General features: G+C 60.8%; 20 protein-coding genes. 11 read left to right on the top strand and 9 right to left on the bottom strand.

The features are described 5' to 3' along the window. The first annotated feature begins 32 nt into the window (after positions 1–32). Positions 33–491 carry an rRNA maturation RNase YbeY gene (gene ybeY, locus HF327_RS07915; protein ID WP_169107711.1) on the top strand — a complete coding sequence of 153 codons (459 nt, stop codon included), beginning with the start codon at positions 33–35 and terminating at the stop codon, positions 489–491. A gap of 87 nt (positions 492–578) precedes the next feature. Here the strand turns inward: ybeY and HF327_RS07910 are convergent, their stop codons facing one another. Then, the gene (locus tag HF327_RS07910) at positions 579–1,562 is read right to left on the bottom strand and encodes a Bug family tripartite tricarboxylate transporter substrate binding protein (protein WP_169107710.1); all 984 of its coding nucleotides are present in this window, start codon (positions 1,560–1,562) and stop codon (positions 579–581) included. A 152-nt stretch (positions 1,563–1,714) separates the two neighbouring features. Here HF327_RS07910 and HF327_RS07905 point away from each other — a divergent pair, with 152 nt between their 5' ends. After that, on the top strand, positions 1,715–2,488 hold the full coding sequence (locus HF327_RS07905) for a sulfite exporter TauE/SafE family protein (RefSeq protein ID WP_169107709.1): 774 nt from the start codon (positions 1,715–1,717) through the stop codon (positions 2,486–2,488). Positions 2,489–2,604: 116 nt separating this feature from the next. Here the strand turns inward: HF327_RS07905 and dbpA are convergent, their stop codons facing one another. The 3 genes from dbpA to HF327_RS07890 form a co-directional block, all read right to left on the bottom strand. Next, positions 2,605–4,014, bottom strand: coding sequence for an ATP-dependent RNA helicase DbpA (gene dbpA, locus HF327_RS07900; protein WP_169107708.1), 1,410 nt, complete (start codon positions 4,012–4,014; stop codon positions 2,605–2,607). 94 nt (positions 4,015–4,108) lie between these two features. Beyond that, positions 4,109–4,570: a D-aminoacyl-tRNA deacylase gene (gene dtd / locus HF327_RS07895; RefSeq protein WP_169107707.1), complete on the bottom strand. Its 462-nt coding sequence runs from the start codon at positions 4,568–4,570 to the stop codon at positions 4,109–4,111. Next, positions 4,567–5,553 carry a cation diffusion facilitator family transporter gene (locus HF327_RS07890; RefSeq protein WP_169107706.1) on the bottom strand — a complete coding sequence of 329 codons (987 nt, stop codon included), beginning with the start codon at positions 5,551–5,553 and terminating at the stop codon, positions 4,567–4,569. The genes dtd and HF327_RS07890 overlap by 4 nt, the downstream gene beginning before the upstream one ends. Before the next feature lie 151 nt (positions 5,554–5,704). On the opposite strand from HF327_RS07890, the gene HF327_RS07885 reads away from it, so the two are divergent. From HF327_RS07885 to HF327_RS07875, 3 genes are read left to right on the top strand one after another with little or no spacing between them, the layout of a single operon-like run. Further along, positions 5,705–7,783, top strand: a complete 2,079-nt coding sequence (locus HF327_RS07885) for a sensor domain-containing protein (RefSeq protein ID WP_169107705.1) — start codon at positions 5,705–5,707, stop codon at positions 7,781–7,783. 47 nt (positions 7,784–7,830) lie between these two features. After that, the gene (locus tag HF327_RS07880; protein ID WP_169107704.1) at positions 7,831–9,282 is read left to right on the top strand and encodes an AMP nucleosidase; all 1,452 of its coding nucleotides are present in this window, start codon (positions 7,831–7,833) and stop codon (positions 9,280–9,282) included. 8 nt (positions 9,283–9,290) lie between these two features. Then, positions 9,291–10,508, top strand: coding sequence for a GGDEF domain-containing protein (locus tag HF327_RS07875; RefSeq protein WP_169107703.1), 1,218 nt, complete (start codon positions 9,291–9,293; stop codon positions 10,506–10,508). 33 nt (positions 10,509–10,541) lie between these two features. Here HF327_RS07875 and HF327_RS07870 read toward each other — a convergent pair whose 3' ends face one another. Further along, complete coding sequence (locus HF327_RS07870) at positions 10,542–12,131, bottom strand: GMC family oxidoreductase (protein WP_169107702.1); 1,590 nt, start codon at positions 12,129–12,131, stop codon at positions 10,542–10,544. A 196-nt stretch (positions 12,132–12,327) separates the two neighbouring features. Between HF327_RS07870 and HF327_RS07865 the strand changes: the two genes are divergently transcribed. Next, positions 12,328–13,176, top strand: a complete 849-nt coding sequence (locus HF327_RS07865) for a 3-hydroxybutyryl-CoA dehydrogenase (protein WP_169107763.1) — start codon at positions 12,328–12,330, stop codon at positions 13,174–13,176. A gap of 45 nt (positions 13,177–13,221) precedes the next feature. Here the strand turns inward: HF327_RS07865 and HF327_RS07860 are convergent, their stop codons facing one another. Beyond that, a complete protein-coding gene (locus HF327_RS07860; RefSeq protein ID WP_169107701.1) occupies positions 13,222–15,366 on the bottom strand; it encodes a radical SAM protein in 2,145 nt (714 codons plus the stop codon). Positions 15,367–15,513: 147 nt separating this feature from the next. Here HF327_RS07860 and HF327_RS07855 point away from each other — a divergent pair, with 147 nt between their 5' ends. The 4 genes from HF327_RS07855 to HF327_RS07840 all read left to right on the top strand — a co-directional run bounded on the left by HF327_RS07855 (position 15,514) and on the right by HF327_RS07840 (position 18,657). After that, entirely contained in the window at positions 15,514–16,329 is an 816-nt protein-coding gene (locus HF327_RS07855; RefSeq protein ID WP_169107700.1) for a crotonase/enoyl-CoA hydratase family protein, read from the top strand. Positions 16,330–16,349: 20 nt separating this feature from the next. After that, complete coding sequence (locus tag HF327_RS07850; protein WP_169107699.1) at positions 16,350–17,675, top strand: serine hydrolase domain-containing protein; 1,326 nt, start codon at positions 16,350–16,352, stop codon at positions 17,673–17,675. Positions 17,676–17,679: 4 nt separating this feature from the next. Next, positions 17,680–18,075: a hypothetical protein gene (locus HF327_RS07845; RefSeq protein ID WP_169107698.1), complete on the top strand. Its 396-nt coding sequence runs from the start codon at positions 17,680–17,682 to the stop codon at positions 18,073–18,075. A 165-nt stretch (positions 18,076–18,240) separates the two neighbouring features. Beyond that, a complete protein-coding gene (locus HF327_RS07840) occupies positions 18,241–18,657 on the top strand; it encodes an organic hydroperoxide resistance protein (RefSeq protein WP_169107697.1) in 417 nt (138 codons plus the stop codon). A 6-nt stretch (positions 18,658–18,663) separates the two neighbouring features. Here HF327_RS07840 and HF327_RS07835 read toward each other — a convergent pair whose 3' ends face one another. After that, the gene (locus tag HF327_RS07835) at positions 18,664–19,329 is read right to left on the bottom strand and encodes a 2'-5' RNA ligase family protein (RefSeq protein ID WP_169107696.1); all 666 of its coding nucleotides are present in this window, start codon (positions 19,327–19,329) and stop codon (positions 18,664–18,666) included. Positions 19,330–19,488: 159 nt separating this feature from the next. On the opposite strand from HF327_RS07835, the gene HF327_RS07830 reads away from it, so the two are divergent. Beyond that, complete coding sequence (locus HF327_RS07830; protein WP_169107695.1) at positions 19,489–20,523, top strand: serine/threonine protein kinase; 1,035 nt, start codon at positions 19,489–19,491, stop codon at positions 20,521–20,523. A 48-nt stretch (positions 20,524–20,571) separates the two neighbouring features. On the opposite strand, the gene HF327_RS07825 is transcribed toward HF327_RS07830, so the two are convergent. Together HF327_RS07825 and HF327_RS07820 are read right to left on the bottom strand one after the other, a co-directional pair. Next, positions 20,572–21,024 carry a hypothetical protein gene (locus HF327_RS07825; RefSeq protein WP_169107694.1) on the bottom strand — a complete coding sequence of 151 codons (453 nt, stop codon included), beginning with the start codon at positions 21,022–21,024 and terminating at the stop codon, positions 20,572–20,574. Positions 21,025–21,034: 10 nt separating this feature from the next. After that, a complete protein-coding gene (locus HF327_RS07820; RefSeq protein ID WP_169107693.1) occupies positions 21,035–21,742 on the bottom strand; it encodes a TetR/AcrR family transcriptional regulator in 708 nt (235 codons plus the stop codon). Positions 21,743–21,828: the final 86 nt, after the last annotated feature.

Here is a 21,828-nt window from a genome sequence, read left to right as displayed (position 1 = left end):
CAGCGCTTACCAAATAAGCGCTACAAGCCAAAATGTCTCTAAATCAACTGCAACTGTCTCTGCAATTTGGCCCCTCTGCCGAAGCCACAGCCCACCGCGAACTGCTGACCCGCAGCAAGGTCACGACCTGGATTCGCCACGCGCTGGCGGTGGATGCCGAGATCACCGTGCGCATTGTCGACACCGAAGAAGGCCAGAAGCTCAACCGCGAATTCCGTCAAAAGGATTACGCGACCAATGTGCTGACCTTTGACTACCAGCAAGAACCAACCGTGATGGCCGACCTGGTTCTCTGCGCCCCCGTGGTGGAGCGCGAAGCCAAAGAGCAGAACAAGACGCTGGAAGAGCATTACGCCCACCTGCTGGTGCACGGCACGCTGCATGCGCAGGGCTGGGACCATGAGACCAGCGAGGAAGATGCCGAGGAGATGGAAGCCTACGAGAGCGACATCATGAAAGAGATGGGGTTTGAGGACCCGTACGCTCAGTAAGCTGCTGAGCAGCATTGACGCTACCAAAAACAAAGCGGTCTGGCCAAGCTAGTGCTTGGACAGACCGCTTTTTAATGCTGAGACTGTTTACTCGACGCTCAGGCCAATGGTGCGCACCAATTGCGCTACGCGCACATCTTCAGTCTTGATCTGCTTGGCAAAGATCTGCTGGCCTTCACCCACAGGCGTAATGCCTTGCTGCAGCAGACTCTTGCGCAGCTCTGGGTCCTTCAGGGCGCGGTCCGTATCCTGTGCAATGGCTTGCACCAAGGCGGCGGGCGTGCCCTTGGGCGCAAACAGACCAAACCAGGCTCCGGCCTCAAAGCCTTTGTACGTCTCAGCCAGCGTCTGCACCTGGGGCAGCAAGGCATGGCGTTGCAGGCCTGACACGGCCAGCGCGGTCAGCTTGCCGCTTTGAATCTGCGTGATGGCGGGTGCCACCGCAATCAACATCACATCGACCTGACCCGCCAGCACATCCTGAAGACCTTGGGGGCCACCGCGATAGGGAATATGCGTGGCGAAAAAGCCTGCGCGCTGCTTGAACTGCTCCATCGCCAGATGCTGGGCACCGCCCGTACCGGACGATGCGTAGTTGATCTTGCCGGGGTGAGCCTTGGCATAGCTCACAAAGTCCTGCACGGTCTTGAAACCCTTCTTCGGGTTGGCCACCAACACAAAGTCGGACTGGCCGAGCTTGGTCACCGGCACCAGGTCGTTCTTGACGTCATAAGGCAAGTTGCGCTGCACATTGGGCATGATGGTGATGGCACTATCGCCGCCCACCAGCAGGGTGTAGCCATCGGGCTGGGCCTTGACTACGGCATCCACGGCCGAGACGCCGCCTGCTGCGCCCTTGTTCTCCACCACAACGGCCTGCTTCCATTCCTTGCCCACCACATTGCCCACCTGGCGCGCCAGCAAATCAGGCGCGCTGCCCGCGCCGTTCGCCACCACCAGCTTGACGGAGCGCGCCGGAAAATCAGGCTGCTGAGCCATGGCTGCACCCTGCACGCCAGTAGCGGCCAGCAAGGCCCACGCGGTGCGAGAGAAGAAACGGGGCAGATTCACGACAACACTCCTTAACGTAAGAAGTGATTGTCAAAACATTGGTTTATTTCTCAAAATACTGTTTTTACATTTTTTTATTTCTAAAAATAATTAAGTGGTTCGATCTCCAATAGATCGGCGCACCACAAGATTCCCAATCAGGAGACCAATCCATGGACAACCTGGGCCACCTCGCCCTGCTGCTGGTCGCTGCCTTTGCCGCTGGCGCGCTCAACGCCGTGGCTGGCGGCGGCAGCTTTCTGACCCTGCCTGCGCTGGTCTTTACCGGCGTCCCCCCTGTGGTGGCAAACGCCACCGGCACCGTGGCCTTGCTGCCTGGCTATATGGCGGGCGCCTGGGGCTTCAAGGACGATATGCAGTCGCCGCCCGGCCTGTCAATGAAGCAGGTGATCGCTCTATCGCTGGTTGGCGGCTCTGCGGGGGCCGCGCTGCTGCTGTTTACCCCCGATGAGACCTTCCGGAAAGTCGTTCCCTGGCTGCTGCTGGCCGCCACCGCCATGTTTGCCTTCGCCCCGCAGCTGCGTGCCTGGGCCTCGGGCAAGAATGCCGGCAGCGCCACACTCAAGGCAACCAATACCAGCAAGGCTGCTATCGGCATGCTGATCGTGACGGTGTACGGAGGCTACTTCAACGGCGGTCTGGGCATCTTGCTGCTGGCCCTGTTCGGCCTGCTGGGCCAGACCCAGCTGAACGCCATGAACGGCATGAAAAACCTGGTCTCAGCCCTGCTCACGGCCATTGCCGTCACCATCTACGCCGTGGGCGGGATCGTGCAATGGGAGCAAGCGCTGGTGATGATGGTCGCAGCCACTGCAGGCGGCTACGGCGGCGCACGCGTAGCGCGCAAGATTCCGGCCCACATCCTGCGCTGGGGCATTGTGGCCACGGGGCTGGTGATGGCGGGACTGTTCTTCGCCAGAGGTTGAGCCCTACGCCAACCCAAAGCAAAAAGCCTTCTCAGCAACGAAAGGCGTCGAGAAGGCTTTTTAGGAGCACTCAGCGCTTTACACAAAAGTGCTTGAGGCCAATTTGACTGATATTTTTACAGCAGACGTGCGCGCACCGTCTTGCCCTTGACCTTGCCACCATTGAGCTTGGCACAGGCTGCCGAGGCAATCTTGCGGTCCACCGCCACATAGGTGGAGAAATCGTTGACGCTGATCTTGCCGATCTGGTCACGGCTGTAGCCAAAGTCGGCACACATGGCTCCCATCACGTCGCCAGCGCGGATTTTCTCCTTGCGCCCGCCAATGATCTGAATGGTCATCATGGGGGGCAGCAGCTCGCCACCAGCCGCGGGGGTCAGCTCATCGACAGGGAAGAACTGCGACGCACGGCCTTGCAATTGCTCGATTTTGCCCACGCTGCCCATCTCGTCCATGCTGACCAGATTCAGCGCCAGACCTTCTGCATCGCCGCGGCCTGTGCGGCCAATGCGGTGGATGTGCACTTCCGAATCCGGCGTCACATCCACATTGATGACGGCGGACAGGTCGGCAATATCCAGGCCGCGCGCAGCCACATCGGTCGCCACCAGCACGCTGCAGCTCTTGTTGGCAAACTGCACCAGTACTTCGTCGCGCTCGCGCTGCTCCAGCTCGCCAAACAGCGCCAGCGCGCTGAAGCCTTCGGCCTGCAGCGCCGTCACCACGTCACGGCATTGCTGCTTGGTATTGCAAAAGGCAATGGTCGATTCAGGGCGGAAGTGGGCGAGCAGCTTGGCCACGGTTGCCACCTTGTCGCGGGCGGCCACCTCGTACCAGCGCTGCTCGATCTTGCCGGCGCTGTGCTGTGCAGCCACCTTCACGGTCTGCGGGTCGCGCATGAAGCGATTGGCAAGACTGGCAATGCCTTCAGGATAGGTGGCCGAGAACAGCAGGGTCTGGCGATCTGCCGGGCACTGCTCTGCGACGGTGACGATGTCGCCGAAGAAGCCCATGTCCAGCATGCGATCGGCTTCGTCCAGCACCAGAGTCTTGAGGTTGCTGATGTCGAGCTTGCCGCGCTCCATCAGGTCCATCACGCGGCCGGGTGTGCCAACAACGATGTGGGCACCGTTCTCCAGCGATGCGATCTGGTTGCGCGAGGGCACGCCGCCATAGACGGTCACGACCTTGATGTTTTCCTGCGCGCGCGCCAGACGGCGGATTTCGGTAGCGACCTGATCGGCCAGCTCGCGCGTGGGGCACAGCACCAGGGCTTGGACGGCAAACCAGCGAGGATTGAGACGATCCACCATGGGCAAGCCAAAGGCGGCGGTCTTGCCGCTGCCGGTGCTGGCCTGAGCAATCAGGTCCTTGCCTTGCAGGGTCAGTGGCAAACTGGCAGCCTGAATGGGCGTCATCTGCGTGTAGCCCAATTGCTGGAGGTTGGCCAGCATTTCAGGGGACAGGGGCAGCGCCGAGAAAGCGGAGGAATCAGTGGCCTTGGCGGCGCTGGTGGAGGTATTCATAGGGCTGAATTATCCGGGGCCATTCCATCCACGCCTTGTCAGGCTTCAGCTTGGCCCCTGACTGCCATGGGGCATGCGCCCTCTAAGCCCTGATTTACGACTGTGGGTTTACCGCTGGCTCTATGCGCAGGGGAATAGTCACCGGCCCGTCGTTCACCAGATGCACCTGCATGTCGGCGGCAAATTCACCGGTCTGCACCGCGGGGTGGGCTGCGCGGGCCTTGTCCACAAAGTAGTTGTAGAGGCGCCGGCCTTCATCGGGGGTGGCTGCAGCAGTAAAGCTGGGGCGGTTGCCGCCCTTGGTATCCGCTGCCAGCGTGAACTGACTGACGATGAGCAGGCCGCCACCCACATCCTGCACGCTTTTGTTCATCTTCCCTGCCTCATCGCTGAAGATGCGCAACTTGAGCATCTTGGCCAGCAGCTTGTCGGCCTCCACCTCGGTATCGCCACGCTCGGCACAGACCAGCGCCAGCAGGCCTTGTTCGATCTGGCCGGTCATGCGGCCATCGACTTCCACACGCGCCTGCTTGACGCGCTGAATCACACTCATCATTCTCGGAAACCTTCCTGTGCCGCGCCTGGTGCTTCTCGCCCAACTTCAACGCCAGCGTCACCATCCGCGACTTCACTGACGGTGTTCATGCCCATGGGAAGCAACTCAATCCGGGCGTACAGACCCGGTATGGCCTGCAGTAGCGCCGCTTCAATTTCAGTGCGCAATTGTGCCGCGCGCTGCACGCTCCACTGGCCTGGAACATGCATGTGAAAGTCCACAAAGCTGCGCTCCCCCGCCTGGCGGCTGTAAATATTGTCAAAGCTCACCCCTTCGCTGCGCTTGGCGTAGCCATCCAGCAGCGTATCGATCTTGAGGCGCTGCGGCGCATTCAGCGCCTGATCCATCAAGCCTTGCGAGGACTGCCAGACCAGCTGCATGCCTTGAATAAAAATATGGATGGCGACAGCCAATGCGACCAGCGCATCGACCCAGAGCCACCCCGTCAAGGCAGCGGCCAGCAGGCCGACCACCACGCCGATCGAGGTCCAAACATCGGTGAACAGATGCTTGGCATCCCCCGCCAGGGCCATGGAGCGAAATTTCCGCGACGAGCGCAGCATGACCCAGGCCAGCAGGCCATTGAAAACGGTGCTGACCAGCGACAGCATCAGGCCCCAGCTCAGTTGCTCCAGCGGCTGAGGGTTCCACAGTCTCGACAGCGCGGCCCATGCGATAGCCAGGCTGGCCCCCATGACCAGCACGCCCTCAAACCCGGCCGAGAAGTACTCCGCCTTGTGGTGTCCATAGGGATGCTCGGCATCCGCTGGGCGCTTGGCCACAGTCACCATGGTCAGGGCGAACATGGCTCCGGCCAGATTCACAAAGGATTCCAGCGCATCCGACAGCAAGCCGACAGAGCCCGTCAACCACCAGGCCAGCGTTTTCAAAACAATGGTCAGCAGCGCGACCCCAACCGAGATTTTCAGCAGGTTGTGCGGCTGCAGCCATTGGGAGGATGTGAATGCTCTGGAGTTGTTCATGTTCTTAAGCGGCTATCAGGCGGTGTGACTTAAATTCCAAAGACCTAAGCAATGGTGTTGGCAAAATCAAGAATCGTTGACTATGGGAGACCAAAATCCCCCGGGGCCGAAGCGATTCCTATATAAACACTCCCAAAAATGAGGGAGGCGCATGCCTGACAAATTCATCGCTCAGCCATCGAGAGATGTGAATGCCATTGTGAGGCTGGTCGCAGATACGGCACCGGCCATGCTGGCCTATTTTGATGCCGACACCCGAACCTGTCGCTTTGCAAATTCCCACTATGCCGAACACTTTGGCTACACGCCGCAGAGCATTGTCGGCCTTGATGTACAAGAGATTGTGGGGGAGCTGGTCTGGGCGCAGATAAAACCGTATCTCGACACGGTTTCAGTGGACAGTACGCAGACCATGCGCTACACGCGCCAGTTCAAGAATGAAATCGGCAAGGTGCAGCATATCGAGGCCGTGCTGCGCCCTCATGCAGAAAATGGCGTGCTCAAGGGTCTGGTGGCATTGATGACCGATGTGAGTCACCACCATCAGGTGACTCAGCAAATACGTGACAACGAAGAGCGCATGCGCAAGTTTGCCGCCATCACCACCGAAGCCATCGTGCTGCACCGCGACGGCATCATCATGGATGGCAATGACGCCCTGTCACGCCTGGTCGGCTACACCATTAACGAACTGCGCGGCACCGCCATTCTTGATTACGTGGGCCCGGAAGTCCGCCTGCGCGCACTGAAAAACTTGCGCAGCGAGAGCGAAGACCGCCATGAATCCATTGCCGTGCACAAAAGCGGCCTGCATATTCCCGTAGAGGTCGAGGCCAAGACCATGCCCGGCGAGAACGACAGCCACCGCATCGTCGTTCTGCGCGATATGACGGACAGGCTGCAAACCCGCCAGCGCATTGATTTTCTGGCCCAGCATGATTTGCTGACGCATCTGCCCAACCGGGCGCGCCTGAACCATTTGCTGAGCGATGTGATTGCCAAGGCAGCCGGTCAGCAATCACGGCTGGCCGTGCTGTCGCTGGATCTGGATCAGTTCAAATTCGTCAACGACTCGCTCAGTCACCGTGCGGGCGACTTGCTGCTGTGCGAGATGGCTCAGCGCATTCAATCAGCCCTGCGCCCTCAGGACATCGTGGCCCGTGTCGGTGGCGATGACTTTGTCATCGTGCTGCCCGACAATCCCAGTCTGCTGGAAACCGAGGCGCTGGTGGCACAGCTTCGAACGCCGGTGGAAGCCCCTTATCAGGTCGAAGGCACTCAACTGAATGTCTCGCTGAGCGTAGGCATTGCCATGTACCCCAATGACGGCCAATGCCCCGAGGCACTGCTGAGCAATGCCGAAGCCGCTCTACAAATGGCCAAGGCCCGTGGCCGTAGCTTCTCGCAGTTCTACACCCCCGCGCTGGAAGGGCGGGCCACCCGCATGCTGATGCAGGAGCAAATGCTGCGCAATGCCGTTGAGCGCGGCGAGTTCGAACTGCACTATCAGCCGCAAACCTTGATACAGAGCGGCGAGCTGGCGGGCTTTGAGGCGCTGGTGCGCTGGAAGCACCCGCACCGAGGTCTGGTTTCGCCCAATGAATTCATTGGCTTTGCCGAGAACCGGGGCCTGATCGCGGCAGTTGACCGCTGGGTGCTCAATCAGGCCTGCCGCCAGGCCAAGACCTGGCAGGATGACGGCTACCTACCCGTTCCTGTGGCCGTCAACCTGTCCGCCCAAGAGTTCCGCCAGCGTGATGTGGTGCAGGAAGTGGCACAGGTGCTGGACGACACGGGGCTGGACGCTCGCTATTTGCATATCGAAATCACCGAGACCACGCTCATGCTGTCGGGTACGCATATGCAGCAGACCCTGCATGCACTCAAGTCACTGGGCGTGGGCCTGGCGATAGATGACTTTGGCACCGGTTACTCGTCGCTGGCCTATCTGCGCAAGCACCCCATAGACCGGCTCAAGATCGACCGGTCCTTCGTCTCCGACCTGCCTCACAACCCCGATGCAGCCGCCATCGTCAACGCCATCGTGCAGATGGGGCAAAGCCTGCATCTCGAAATTCTGGCCGAAGGCGTAGAAAGCCCTGAACAATTGCACATGCTCCGTCAGATGGGCTGTGCCATGATGCAGGGGTTTCTGGTGTCTGCGCCAATGCCTGCCGATCGCGCGGCCGCATGGATGTCGCAGCACTGTCAAATGCTACAAAGACAATAGCGTCCATGGCCATCAATACACCGACTCCATCGCATAAAAGCAGCAGCATGTTCCATACCGATGCACCCCAGGCTCTGGCCCATGTGCAGCAGTTGTACCGAGAGCAAATCGATCACCTGCGCGCAGCCATGCAGCGCTTTGTGGCGGGTGAAACGCCTGCCGCGCCGGTCCACGCCTACTACCCATTTGTGCGGATCAAGACCACCACCGTGGCCCATGCCGACACCAAACTGACCTATGGTTTTGTGGAAGGCCCCGGCACCTATGAAGCCACGCTGACCCGGCCCGATCTCTTCGCCAGCTACTTCGGCGAACAGCTGCGCCTGCTGATCCTGCATCACCAGGTGGCCATCGAGGTGGGCCTGAGCGACAAGCCCATCCCGATTCATTTCTCGTTTGCCGATAACGACCATATCGAAGGCTCTCTCTCACCCGAGCGCCGCATGCTGATGCGCGATGTGTTTGATCTTCCGGATCTGGAGTCGATGGACGACGGCATTGCCAACGGCACCTGGCGCCCTCATCCAGGCGAGGCCCTACCGCTATCGCTGTTTACCGCTCCGCGCGTCGACTACTCGCTGCACCGCCTGCGCCACTACACAGGCACGGCGCCCGAGTGGTTCCAGAATTTTGTACTGTTCACCAACTACCAGTTCTATATCGACGAATTCATCCGTCTGGGCCATGCCGAGATGGCCAATGAGGACAGCGACTACATCGCCTTTGTCGAGCCCGGCAACGTCATCACCCGCCGTAAAGGTCTGCCTGCCGAAGCCGTGGACGAGCTGGGCACCGCCCCACCCCGCCTGCCGCAGATGCCCGGCTACCACCTGGTTCGCGCCGACAAAAGCGGCATCACCATGGTCAACATCGGCGTCGGGCCAGCCAACGCCAAAACCATCACCGACCACATTGCCGTGCTGCGCCCCCATGCATGGATGATGCTGGGTCACTGTGCAGGCCTGCGCAACAGCCAGCAACTGGGTGACTATGTGCTGGCCCACGCCTATGTGCGTGAAGACCATGTACTGGACGAAGAGCTGCCGCTTTGGGTACCGATTCCGGCCCTGGCCGAAATTCAGGTCGCTCTGCAGCAGGCCGTGGCGGATATCACGCAGATGGAACGTCCCGACCTCAAGCGCATCATGCGCACCGGCACCGTAGCCAGCACCGACAACCGCAACTGGGAACTGCTGCCCGACAACCTGCCCCAGCGCCGTTTCAGCCAGAGCCGCGCCGTGGCGCTGGACATGGAGTCGGCCACCATTGCCGCCAATGGTTTTCGCTTCCGCGTGCCCTACGGTACCTTGCTGTGCGTGAGCGACAAGCCGCTGCATGGCGAAATCAAGCTGCCCGGCATGGCCAACCATTTTTACCGCGAACGCGTGGATCAGCACCTGCGCATCGGCATGCGTGCAGTAGAGATTCTGCGAGAAGGTGGATCCGATCGACTGCATAGTCGCAAACTACGCAGCTTTGACGAAGTGGCCTTCCAATAATCGCCTCCATGCATGATGTAGATCAGTTTTCCATGGCGCTCATGGTGGCCGTCAATCTCATGACGATCGCCTTTGCCTTGCCATGGTTCATGGGCCAAAGCCAGAAGATGAGCCGCCCCGCCCTCAATGCTCAGCAATTTCTGTTGCTGCAGGGGCTCTCTTGGCTGCTCATCTTCGGCGCGGGGCAAGTCGATACCTTTGGCTGGAATGCACTGCTGTCTACATCCGCAACGGCCGCCTCACTGGGTGCTCTGTGGCAATTGCACAAGGCACTAAAAGGTTGGTTAGGACAACGCTGCAAAGCACTCACCATGGCTTTGCCTGTCTTGTGCATGCTGACGCTGGCAGGCGTCATGGCACTGATTCAAAGCAAGCCTTACCAGGTGGCATGGTTCGACATCGGTTACGGCCTGAGTCTCATTGCGCTGATCAGCATGGCTCTCTACCCCCGCACCAAGGTTGCTAGAGCATGGCGCTATCTTTTCTTTGGCGCTGGGCTGTGCATTGCACTGAACCTGATAGCCCGTGGTTACTCCGCACTACATGCCTCATGGCTGCACAGCTTTGCGACGGAGCCTAGCACCCACATCACCCTGTATTGGTTAATGCCAGTCTTCAGCGGACTGTGTTTCGTGTCGATACTGATGGCCTGCCGTGATGAAGAGCTACGACTGCAGCAGACGGATGCCCCCGAAGACCCTCTGACAGGCTTGCCTTTGCGCCAGGCGATCAAGGGTCAGGCACGCTTCATGCTCCACCGCTCACTGCGCGAGAACCTGCCTCTGGCGGTGATTCTGATCGACATGGATCATTTCTCCCGCGTCAACAAGCGTCATGGCTATCAAACTGGCGATGAAGCCCTGCAGTTGATGTCTCGTGCGCTGAAAAAACAGATGCGCGGCGACGAGGTAGTCGCTCGCTGGCAAGGCGAGTCTTTCTGTCTGATGGTTCATGCAGACCTGATAGGTGCACGCGCCCTGCTCACCCGCATCAAGTCAGCCATTCAGATGGGCGCTCAATATGAGCTTCAGGTAGATCTGGACTTCAGCGCCGGCTGCGCACTCGCACCCAGCGCATGGAGCGGTCTGAAGCTGGACGAGCTGACCAAGCAGGCAGACATCGCCCTGCAGCAGGCCAAAAAAATGGGACGCGGACGCACTGAATTCATCACCCTGACACCCCCGTCTCAAGACGGTGCGGATTCAACTCTATCCTCCGGGGCTTAAACGCCCATTGAGATCGCCCGTTTACAACGGCCGCTACGCCGTCAATTTGATCAAGTCCGCCACCTTCTCGGCAATCATGATGGTGGGCGCATTGGTATTGCCGCTCACAATACGCGGCATGATGGACGCATCGACCACACGCAGCCCCTGCACGCCATGCACGCACAACTGGGCATCCACAACATCAAGCGGCCCCGGCCCCATGCGACAGCTACCTACGGGGTGGTAGATGGTGTCACCGTAATTGCGGATGAACTGTTCAATCTCCGCATCGCTGCGCGCCTGCGCTGAATGCGCTAGCTCATTCCCACCCAACCCCGCCAGCGCCGGCTGACTCAGGATCTCACGCATGCGATGCACGCCGCGTACCATGCGCTGCATGTCGTCGGCTTCCGCAAAGAAAGCGGGGTCGATCAGCGGCAAAGCACGTGCATCATTCGCGGCCAGCCTTACCCTTCCACGGCTCTTGGGCTGCAAGATGCAGACATGGCATGAATAGCCATGGCCCAGCACCGTCTTGCGCCCGTGATCCACCAGCTTGCCGACCACAAAATGCAGCTGCAGATCAGGGGCCACCTCTTGTGGCTGACTGCGGATAAAACCGCCCGCCTCCGCAAAGTTGCTGGTCAGCATGCCTCTGCGCTCATTGCGCCAGCGGCTCACCCCCTGCCAGACATTTTTGAGACCCGTCAGCGAGACACCAAAGCTGTCCCTCATCTGCGGGCCATTCACCACCTGCACCACATCGGGGTGATCATGCAGATGCTCACCCACTCCGGGCAAGTCATGTTCCACCTCAATCCCCATCTGCTGCAAATGCTCGCCCGGCCCAATGCCAGAAAGCATGAGCAGCTGCGGCGACTGCAACGCGCCCGCGCACAGCAACACCTCGCGGTTGCAACGCAGCTGCTGCACCTGTCCGCCCTGCGCATACTCCACGCCCACTGCCTTGCGCCCCTGCATCAGCACCCGCAGCACCTGCGCGCCAGTAATGACTTGCAGATTAGGCCTGCTGCGCACCGGCGTCAGATATGCCTTGGCCGCGCTACATCGCTCGCCGTTGTGGTGTGTGACCTGATACAGACCCACACCTTCCTGACTGAGACCGTTGAAATCTGTGTTGTGCGCATGGCCAGCCTGCACGCCCGCCTGCACAAAGGCCTGTGCCAGCGGGTTGGGGTCACGCAGGTCGGACACATGCAGGGGACCGCTGCCGCCATGCAGCGCATCCGCGCCACGCGTGTTGCATTCGGACTTCTGAAAATAAGGCAAAACATCGCTCCAGCCCCAGCCGGTATTACCTTGAGCGCTCCAATATTCATAGTCTGAAGGCTGGCCACGCGCATAAATCATGGCATTGACAGAGCTGGAGCCCCCGAGCACCTTGCCGCGCGGCTGGTAGCCCTTGCGACCATTCAGTCCGGCCTGGGGCACGGTCTCCATGGCCCAGTTCAGCGCTTTTTGCTTGGCGACCAGCGCCAGCCCGGCAGGGCAGTGAATCAGCACACTTTTGTCTTCGCACCCCGCCTCCAGCAGCGTGACGCTGACGGCCGGGTTTTCGCTCAGGCGTGCAGCCAGCACCGAACCTGCCGAGCCGCCGCCGATCACCACATAGTCGCGCATAGAGCCTCCCGCTTTGAGCGCTCATTCTGGAGAATCTGTCCCAGCGCTGGAATGCGCACTAACACGGTCGTGCGGAAATTTTTCAGCCCCTGCAGGCGCATATCACGCCACAGATGCCCGACTAGGGCCAAACCCGCTCAGAACCGGGATACCATTTTCCCGTTCAATCGCACTTATCTAAATGGAGACAAAAATGATGGCAATCCAAACTGTAGGCATCATCGGCGCAGGCACCATGGGCAACGGCATCGCACAGGCGTGCGCCGTGTCGGGTATCAATGTGGTGATGGTCGACATCTCTGACACCGCCGTGCAAAAAGGCCTGTCCACCGTGGCTGGCAGCCTGGACCGCCTGATCAAGAAAGAAAAGATCAGTGAAGCCGACAAGGCCGCAGCGCTCTCCCGCATCAAAGTCTCGACCAGCTACGACGACCTGAAAGCCGCCCAGCTGGTGATCGAAGCCGCCACCGAGAACTACGACCTCAAGGTCAAGATCCTCAAGCAAGTCGATGCGCTGGTCGCCCCCGAAGTCATCGTGGCCACCAACACCTCGTCCATCTCCATCACCCAGCTGGCCGCCGCCACGCAACGCGCCGACCGCTTCATCGGCATGCACTTCTTCAACCCCGTGCCCATGATGGCGCTGGTGGAGATCATTCGCGGCCTGCAGACCTCTGACGCCACGCACGACGCCGTCAAGGCCATGGCTGAAGCCCTGGGCAAGTCACCCATCACCGTCAAGAATGCGCCCGGCTTTGTGGTCAACCGCATTCTGGTGCCCATGATCAACGAAGCCTTCCAGGTGCTGAGCGAAGGCACGGCCAGCGCCGAAGACATCGACGCAGGCATGAAGCTGGGCTGCAACCAGCCTATTGGCCCGCTGGCTCTGGCCGACATGATTGGCCTGGACGTGTGTCTGGCCGTGATGGAGGTCTACCTCAAGGAATTCGGCGACAGCAAGTACCGCCCCTGCTTCCTGCTGCGCGAAATGGTGGCCGCCGGCCGTCTGGGCCGCAAGACCAGTCAGGGCGTCTACAGCTACTGATCGGCGATCACTGGCAGGGTCAGGAGGCCGAGGCGGTAGCAAAGCCTACTCACGCGACTCCCTAACCTCTGCCAGCAGGCGGCGCACAGCCATCGCCAGAGCCTGAGGCTCGCTGACCCAGAAATGGGTTGTTGCGCCCAGTCTTTGCGCCGCTTGTTTCAACGTCTCCAGCACCCGCTCTGGCTGGGTGCTGGTCACACGCACTTGGGCTGCGCCTCGGTAGCCCTGTTCCACCTGCAGCGGCACGCCGGGCCACAGGCTTAATCGCAGTTCATCCTGCAATAGCGCAATGTCGATGGAGGGCTGAACCGCACGCCTGCCCTTTTGCCTGGGCAGTTCAGGCAACACGAGCCGCGCACTCACCTGCAGCTCGGCCGCATCCAGAGCCCCGACAGTCGCTCCCTGGCGATACGCCAGCACCGCCAGCCGCTTGCGCCGGCTCAGGCCCGAGATCAACACACAGGCAGCCGCCGCCGTCACTTCAGCCTCAGTCACCATCTGGGCAAAATGTGCAGCCTTTTTCTGAGCCACCGCAGGATCCCCACCCCAGAACTGCAGCACCAGTCTTGGTGTCTGGTGGATTGGCGCGCCCAATCGCTTCATCACCTCCAGCATGCTCTCACTGCTGACAATGTCAGAGTGCACTTCAACGGCCAAAGGGCGCCCATCCGCCAAGGCCTCCAGACCGCGCTTGCAGGCCTCCAGCTCGCCCTCTTGACCCATCAGACCCATGACCAGCAACAGCGTATCGCCATAAATGAATGGACGAGCCGAGAACTCATCCGCCCACTCGACTGCGGCGAGCTTGCGGGCCTCATCGGCACTGGCAGTGCGCACTGCCGCCAGCAGCGTCACCTCGTGGCTGTGTATGCCACCGGACATTGACGCTGCACCCTGCTTCCAGGCCAGCGCCCGCAGCTCTGGGAACTGGTCTTCCAGACCGTAGCCCATTGCCAGCACAGATCGGCCAATGGCCAGCAAGTCTCTCGGCATCTCGCCATAGGCAAGCCCCGGCCCGGCCACGGCCTGCGCCTGAAAGAGCTGCAACCATTCAGGGGCATAGTCTGCTTCCGGCTTCCAGGCGGGTAGCAGCTGCGCCAGATAGCTGTTGGCGTCGTTAATGGTGTCGAATCGGGCCACCATCACACATTCACCGCTGTTATTGCCCGAGAACGCCTGCCACACCCGTATAGAAGGTGAAGGCATGGAGGGATCGGAGTGAGCACGCTGACCCTGCGCCAAGCCAGCCCGTTTGCGGCCCGCACAGCCATGGCGCAAGCTGGGTTGCGCCAGACGTGAGCGCTGATGCTGCCAGCCCGCCAAAATTTCCTGCGCATTGCGAGCGGGCAGGCCGCCGTCTTGAAACGAGCAGCCCTGCATGCGTTGATCGGGGGTGATGGATACAAAATCCACGCCCGCGCCACAGTCCCCGCTGCCGTCCGCGCCATCAAACAAACGGGGCAAGGGCACGGTATTGCCAAAGCACACCGACAGGCGGCAAGGCAGTGGCGCATCCTGCACGATGGCCGCCAGCTGCAGCCGCCCCTCTGCCGTCAGATGCCTGTGCATATCGGCACCGATATACGACAGCAGCGACACGTCGTGGCAACCCAGTGCTGTCAGCTCCGCCAGCAGGCTGGGCAACGTCGCCAGCACTCCCGCATCGATCAGCAGGTTGGCACCCCATCTCTGCCCATAGCTGGACAAAAGCTGCGCCGTATCGCGCCAGCGCGGGTCGTCATAAAGAGAGATTCGCACTTGCCCCAGGCGGCCCGCATACGCCGCAAAATTTCCGGGCCGAATCAGCAGACCATTGGTGGTGACATTCAGCGCCAGCGGCGTGGTCTCATGCAGTTGCTGAACCAGGTCGGCAAAGCCGCGAAAGGCAAACGGCTCGCCGCCGCCAAACGCCACTTCCAGCACACCGGCAGCGCTCAGGTCTTGCAGCACCTGCGCAGCGGAATTGACTGTCCATGCGCTCTCGCGCTGCACATCGCGTGAGCAGAAATCGCAGCTCAGATTGCATTTATTGGTAATGCCAAACATGGCCACCCGGGGTGCCACGCGCTGCAGGTGCCGGGTTTCCGTATTTTCAATGCGGATGCTGGTTCCGCTTTCGGGGTGGAAACGCAGCAGCGCGCCATCCAGCGGGTAGTCTCTGAACAGTTGGCGGTGCGGCGCTTCTGGCATCTTTTTTCCATTTCGTGGGATCACGGCTAAAGCATAGCTGCGTGTCAGGCGCTGGCGTTAACACCTAGCCCGAAAAGCGATGCCTCGTCCTGTACGCGACTGCTAGCGCAAGCGCTGAGGTCTATCGTTTTGCGCAGGAGATTCACCATGCAAATCGACATCCCCAGCCCACCACCCGAGGGCTGCATTTCCTGTGAGGTTCTTGGCCATGTGCTGCTGATCGGCATCAACCGCCCTGCCAAGCGCAATGGCTGGACGCCGGCCATGTTCCAGCAACTGGCCCAGGCTTACACCCGGCTGGAAGACGAGCCCGAGTTACGTGTGGGCCTGCTCCACGCCTTTGGCGAACATTTCACGGCGGGGCTTGATCTGCCCCTTATCGCCGAGTTCATGAAAGCCGGCCAGAAAGTCATTCCACCCGGGCTGGTGGAGCCGCACGATTACGGCCTGCCCGGCTACCGCCGCCGCGCCAAGCCCATGGTCGCTGCAGTCAAAGGCATCTGCTTTACCGTCGGCATCGAATTGATGCTGGGCGCAGACATTGTGATCGCCGCGGACGACTGCCGCTTTGCGCAGATGGAAGTGCAGCGCTGCATCATGCCCACCGGCGGCGCCACCCTGCGCATGGCCGAGCGCGCAGGCGTGGGCAATGCCATGCTGCACCTGCTGACAGGCGATCCGTTTGACGCCGCCGAAGCCTATCGCTGCAACTTTGTGCAAAAAGTCGTACCCGCAGGCAGGGAGCTGGACGACGCCTTTCGCATTGCAGAACGCATCTCGCTGCAAGCCCCGCAAGCCGTGGTGGCCACCCGCCTCAATGTGCTCAAGGCCATCGAGCTGGGCCAGGCCGCCGCCGTGGCCGACTTCATCCCCGTGCAGCAGCTTCTGTCCCACAGCGAAGATGCGGCCGAAGGCGTGCGCTCCTTCATTGAAAAACGCCCCGCACGTTTTACGGGCAGATAAACCCAGCCGAAGAGGTTGTCATGAATTTCAAGAGATATTCCCGTCAAGCGCTTATTCCATTTGCGCTGACAGCTATTGTTTCTGCAGCATCTGCGCAGACTCCAGCCCCCGCATTGCCTGACCCGGCCAGCACCACGGTGCAGGCTCTGGGGTGGATGCAGGGCTTTCCGCCTGCGGCAGACAAGCTCATCACCTTCGACAACCCTGTAGGCAATACCTTTCCGCGCATCCGCTGGACCTTCTCCCACATCCGCGAAATCGTGCCCACCAGCAACGTCTGGCGCGGTCCGGGCGCACCCAGCGCTTTGCGTGCAGCCCCGGTGAATCTGGACAACGTGCGCTTCAAGGTCATGGGCACAGGCGAAGAGCTGACATTCGCCCAGTCGCTGGACCGCAACTACACCGACGGCATTCTGGTGTTGCACAAGGGCAAGGTGGTCTATGAGAAATACCTGGGCGCACTGGAGCCGCAGCGCCCGCATCTGGCCATGTCGGTCACCAAATCCTTTGTCGGCACGCTGGCTGCGCTGCTGGCACATGACGGCAGCATCAAACCTGAGGCGCTGGTGACCGACTACCTGCCCGAGCTGAAGAACACCGCCTATGGCGATGCCACAGTGCGCCAGGTGATGGATATGACGATTGGCGTGAAGTATTCCGAGAACTACGCCGACCCTAAGGCCGAAGTCTGGGACTACGCCAGAGCGGGTGGCATGATGCCGCAGGGCAAGGATTACGCGGGCCCCAAGAGTTTTTATGACTTTCTGCAGACCCTGCAAAAAGAGGGCGAGCACAACCAGGCCTTTGCCTATAAAACCGTCAATGCCGAAGTGCTGGCATGGATTGTTCGGCGCGCCAGCGGCAAGTCGCTGGCCCAGCTGCTGTCCGAGCGCATCTGGAGCCGCATCGGTGCCGAGCAGGACGCCTACTTCATGGTCGACCGCATTGGTACCGAGTCGGGCGGTGGCGGGCTGAACACCACGCTGCGCGACCTGGCCAGATTTGGCGAGATGATGCGCAACAATGGCCGCGCCGCCAACGGTCAGCAGGTGCTGCCCAAGGCCGTGGTGGAGGACATACGCCGCGGTGCCGATCCGGCCCAGTTCGTCAAGGCCGGCTACACCACACTGCCCGGCTGGTCGTACCGCAATATGTGGTGGGTCTCGCACAATCCCAACGGGGCCTATATGGCGCGCGGCATTCACGGCCAGGCTATCTATATCGACCCCAAGGCCCAGATGGTGGTGGTGCGCTATGCGTCCCATCCGATTGCGGGCAACGCCGGCATCGACCCGACCAGCCTGCCCATGTACCAGGCACTGGCCGATACGCTCATGAAACAATGAGGGCGTGAATCTACGCCCCCAATACCACCTTCGCCCCAGCCCGCAAGGGCTGCTGGCCTGGGATGTGCGCAAGCTCATCGCTCTGGCCGCCCAACAGCAAATACAGCCGCGCTGGGTTGCGCTGTCTGACATTACCGAGCTGGATCAGCGCTACTGGTTCAGCGAGCCGGGCGACGAGCCCACACCCCGCGCGATTGCCGAGCACCTGAAGCTGGTCGAGGCGGCAGACACCGCCTATCCCATCCTGCTCGACGCCGAAGGCCGGCTGATGGACGGCATGCACCGCGCCGTCAAACGACTGGTACAGGGGCACACGGATATCTGGGCGCTGCAACTGCACAGCACGCCAGCGCCGGATTTTGTGGGCGCAGACCCCGAAAATCTACCCTACGATGACTGAGGTCGAACCACCAAAAATTATAGCTACCAGCGTTTGATAAATAAGAGCTAGCGGCAGATTTGATCAGGATTCATGCATTCTCCGCACAAGCGCCCTCACCCCTGCAGACGACTGGCGTCATCAACATGGGTTAGCGTATGCCTTTCACCAACCCAAGGAATCAACATGACCCAACTCGACAAGGTTCTGTACACCGCACACGCCCACACAACCGGCGGCCGCGAAGGCGCTTCGCGCACGGATGATGGCCGTCTGGACATCCAGCTGACCTCCCCCGGCGGCGCTGGCAAGGGTACCAACCCAGAGCAGCTGTTTGCTGCCGGTTACTCCGCCTGCTTTATCGGTGCCATGAAGGCTGTGGCCCCGCGCCAGAATGTGACTCTGCCAGCCGACCTGTCTGTGGACGCTGAAGTGGATCTGGGCCCCGTGGGTGAAGTGTTCGGCATCGCCGTGCGCATGAAGATCAGCCTGCCCGGCATGGACAAGGCCGCTGCCCAGCAACTTGTGGACGCTGCCCACAAGGTCTGCCCCTACTCCAACGCGACGCGCGGCAATATCGACGTGACACTGACCCTCGTCTAAACCTCGCTAAGTCAAGTCACGCCACAGGGCATCGGGGGCTGCAACGTAGCGCCCGGTGTCCAGCTCAAAGACACCCTCCAGCGTCAGCGGGCCGGCAATCTCTGCGCTCGCATAGCGGGCCAGCGCCAGCTGCGTGACCGTGATTTCGGGCAAGCCCTGGCCCAACGCCTGCAGCGGCTTCAACATCTCGCTTAAAGGCCGTTGCTTTGCATAGTGACCAATGGTCACATGGGGCAGATAGCGCCAGCCCGGCGCAGGCTCCTCGGGCACCAGCGCTGCATGCAGGCGCTGCAAAGCGGGCACATCTCCCTTCACACTCAGATACGGCACGGTGGTAAAGCTGTTTGCCCCAGCCACTTGCACAGCAAAGGGTTGCTGCTTCAGTTTTTGAAGCAAAGCCACATCCGCCCGCAGCGCCTGTGCGTCATATTCCTGCGCGGCATGTACCGCTTCGCCCTGACACAGCCCGCGATAGGCCAGCGTGATATGCGGCTGGCGCGCGTAACGAGGCAACAAGGCATCGCCCAGCCGCGCTCTGGCCTGCCGCAGCGCTTGCTCCAGCGCCGCATCTTCCAGCATCACCACCCAGACCGCGCACCACGGGCAGCCCTGATGCCATTCGGCAAAATCTCTATCCTCACAGGGCTCTGACAGTTCTGGGCGCACATCCATGACAGCGAGTGTGCCAGCTACACTGCAAAGCAGCCGTCTTTTGGGAAGCCCACCCAACGCAGACAGGCACCAGCCGCTCGCAAAACAAAAGCAGCACCGGGCAGATGAACACAATCCCATCCAGCCAAAACGGGCCGGAATGCGCATGACAATGCTGGCATGAGCGATACCCAAGACCCTTCTCACCCCTATGCAGACCTCACGCCAGATTGCGTGATGGATGCGCTGTGCAGCACGGGCCTTGTGCCGGATGGCCGCTTCACGGCGCTGAGCTCCTATGAAAACCGCGTCTACCTCGCGCATCAGGACGATGGCGATAAAGTCGTGGCCAAGTTCTACCGCCCCGGCCGCTGGAGCCGCGCGCAGATTGAGGAGGAGCATGCCTTCTCGCAAGAGCTGGCTGACAAGGAAGTGCCCGTGGTCGCCCCGCTGGTTCTGCAAGGCCAGACCGTACACGAGCACAGCGGCTTTCTGTTCAGCGTCAGCCCCTGGCGCGGTGGCCGCAGGCCCGAGCTGGATGACTGGGAGGTGCTGGAGTGGATTGGCCGCTTTCTGGCGCGCATTCACACCGTGGGTGTCACCCAACCCTTTGCCCATCGCCCGGCGCTTAATCTGAAAAGCTTTGGCTACGAATCCATGAACTACCTGCTGGAGCATGAAGTCGTCGCACTGGAAGTGCGCAACCGCTGGCAGCAGGCGTGTGAGAAAGCTCTTTCTTTAATAGCACCAGCCGCAGATGGATTAAGCGCTGCAGGTCATTTTGGCTTGCAAAGTGCGACACAGATACGCCTGCATGGCGACTGCCACCCCGGCAATATTCTCTGGACGCCGCTGGACGACGACGGCCACGGCGGCCCGCACTTTGTCGACCTGGACGACGCCCGCAGCGGCCCCGCCGTGCAGGACCTGTGGATGCTGCTCTCAGGCGACCGAGGCCAGCAGACCCAGCAGCTCTCCGCCCTGCTGGAAGGCTATGAGCAATTCCGCAGCTTTGACCGGCGCGAGCTGGCCCTGATCGAGCCACTGCGCACCCTGCGCCTGCTGCACTACAGCGCCTGGCTGGCACGCCGCTGGCAGGACCCTATCTTCGCCATCAACTTCCCCTGGTTTGGCAGCATGGATTACTGGCAGGGCCAAGTGGACATGCTCAACGAGCAGATCGAGGCCATGCAGCAAGAGCCGCTATACGCCTGATGCCGTGGCCTTGGAAGCCACGCATACGCGGCACCTGCCAGCCCAAACCTAGCAGCGCCCCTGCAGGCGGCATTCAGGCACCACATGTCCTCGCGCATCACGCCATTCAACCGCCTCGCCACCCTGAGCCGGAGCGGGGGGCGGGGCCGCAGGCAGCTCGGCCGCCTGCGAGCGATTCGGATCGTGCAGCACGGTCGAGGTACCCACCCCAACGCCCACACTGGCACCGCCCACGCCTGTAGATGCCCCCACACCGGCACTGCCCAGAACCTGCCCGCTCTGATTGACACCCACACCTACGCCCACCGGGCCAACGCCTGTACCTACACCTGCGCTCAGGCCACCGCGACCCAGGCCCACGCCCACGGAAAAAGGTCCAATCGGAATGCCCACACCAATGCCAGCACCCACGGAGCTGCAGCCGGGCAGAGCCATCAGCAACAGCGCAGCCAGCGTGGCGCTCAGGCCTGCTTTCCCGGTGATCTTCAAGGCAGTTTTCATCACAGCTCACTCATTGGCTTTTAACGGTGGCATTGTCGCCCGCCGATCTGGAAAAAAGGTTATCAATCAGTAGCTCGACCAGCGGCTTGAGTGCCAGCTTCTGAGGTGCATCAGGGGCCAGCAGACTGTTGTGCACCAGCACCATCCAGAACGGGCTGGCCAGCAACTGTGCACTGCGACTGACGGAGCGGGTCTTGAGCTCCCCCTCCTTCACCGCCAGCGCCAGCAAGTCCTGCACATAGGTCTGCCATGCATCAAAAGCCAGTTCTTTGTAGAGTCGAGCCAGTTCGGGGGCATGACTGGCTTCGCTGAGCACCAGCCGCGCCAGAAGGCCACGCTCGCTGTTTTCCACCGCTTCCATCGTCGGCAGCAAGCTGCGGCGCAAAAAGGCACGCACAGTCTCGCTTTTTCTGCGTTTGAGCGCCGTATAGACGGCCGAGTGCCTGAGCGCATGCTCAACCACCCCACGCAGTAATTCATCCTTGGAAGGGTAGTACAGGTAGAGCGTGCCCTTGGCCACCTGGGCGCGACGCGCAATGCGATCCATGGTGCTGCGGGCTACACCCACCTCGACAAACTCAGCCAGCGCAGCTTCGGCAATTTGCTGACGGGTCTGAGCCGTCTTGTCGAGACTAGGGCCACGCGTGCGACGTCTGGCCTGCGCGACATGGCCAATATCCGGGTCTGTGCAAGGGGCAGATGCATCAGCCTCAACCATGCGTTGCAATCCTTTTTTAGAATTCATAAATCTGACCAATAAGTCATTTTTAATAATTCTAGGTCAAGCTGATTTCCCCATGCCGG

The sequence above is a fragment of the Comamonas suwonensis genome, from assembly GCF_012844455.2.
In the GTDB taxonomy this organism is placed as follows: domain Bacteria; phylum Pseudomonadota; class Gammaproteobacteria; order Burkholderiales; family Burkholderiaceae_C; genus Comamonas; species Comamonas suwonensis.
Note: the sequence above shows the minus strand (reverse complement) of the source record. Positions and strands in the feature narration are given on the sequence as shown.

Excerpts from the sequence above, each read along its gene's own strand:
- HF327_RS07890 (WP_169107706.1), bottom strand. The coding sequence starts at position 5,553 with ATGAACAACTCCAGAGCATTCACATCCTCCCAATGGCTGCAGCCGCAC.
- HF327_RS07820 (WP_169107693.1), bottom strand. The coding sequence starts at position 21,742 with ATGGTTGAGGCTGATGCATCTGCCCCTTGCACAGACCCGGATATTGGC.
- dbpA (WP_169107708.1), bottom strand. The coding sequence starts at position 4,014 with ATGAATACCTCCACCAGCGCCGCCAAGGCCACTGATTCCTCCGCTTTC.
- HF327_RS07830 (WP_169107695.1), top strand. The coding sequence starts at position 19,489 with ATGAGCGATACCCAAGACCCTTCTCACCCCTATGCAGACCTCACGCCA.
- HF327_RS07885 (WP_169107705.1), top strand. The coding sequence starts at position 5,705 with ATGCCTGACAAATTCATCGCTCAGCCATCGAGAGATGTGAATGCCATT.
- HF327_RS07905 (WP_169107709.1), top strand. The coding sequence starts at position 1,715 with ATGGACAACCTGGGCCACCTCGCCCTGCTGCTGGTCGCTGCCTTTGCC.
- HF327_RS07850 (WP_169107699.1), top strand. The coding sequence starts at position 16,350 with ATGAATTTCAAGAGATATTCCCGTCAAGCGCTTATTCCATTTGCGCTG.
- HF327_RS07825 (WP_169107694.1), bottom strand. The coding sequence starts at position 21,024 with ATGAAAACTGCCTTGAAGATCACCGGGAAAGCAGGCCTGAGCGCCACG.
- HF327_RS07855 (WP_169107700.1), top strand. The coding sequence starts at position 15,514 with ATGCAAATCGACATCCCCAGCCCACCACCCGAGGGCTGCATTTCCTGT.
- HF327_RS07835 (WP_169107696.1), bottom strand. The coding sequence starts at position 19,329 with ATGGATGTGCGCCCAGAACTGTCAGAGCCCTGTGAGGATAGAGATTTT.
- dtd (WP_169107707.1), bottom strand. The coding sequence starts at position 4,570 with ATGATGAGTGTGATTCAGCGCGTCAAGCAGGCGCGTGTGGAAGTCGAT.
- ybeY (WP_169107711.1), top strand. The coding sequence starts at position 33 with ATGTCTCTAAATCAACTGCAACTGTCTCTGCAATTTGGCCCCTCTGCC.
- HF327_RS07880 (WP_169107704.1), top strand. The coding sequence starts at position 7,831 with ATGTTCCATACCGATGCACCCCAGGCTCTGGCCCATGTGCAGCAGTTG.
- HF327_RS07860 (WP_169107701.1), bottom strand. The coding sequence starts at position 15,366 with ATGCCAGAAGCGCCGCACCGCCAACTGTTCAGAGACTACCCGCTGGAT.
- HF327_RS07865 (WP_169107763.1), top strand. The coding sequence starts at position 12,328 with ATGGCAATCCAAACTGTAGGCATCATCGGCGCAGGCACCATGGGCAAC.
- HF327_RS07840 (WP_169107697.1), top strand. The coding sequence starts at position 18,241 with ATGACCCAACTCGACAAGGTTCTGTACACCGCACACGCCCACACAACC.
- HF327_RS07875 (WP_169107703.1), top strand. The coding sequence starts at position 9,291 with ATGCATGATGTAGATCAGTTTTCCATGGCGCTCATGGTGGCCGTCAAT.
- HF327_RS07870 (WP_169107702.1), bottom strand. The coding sequence starts at position 12,131 with ATGCGCGACTATGTGGTGATCGGCGGCGGCTCGGCAGGTTCGGTGCTG.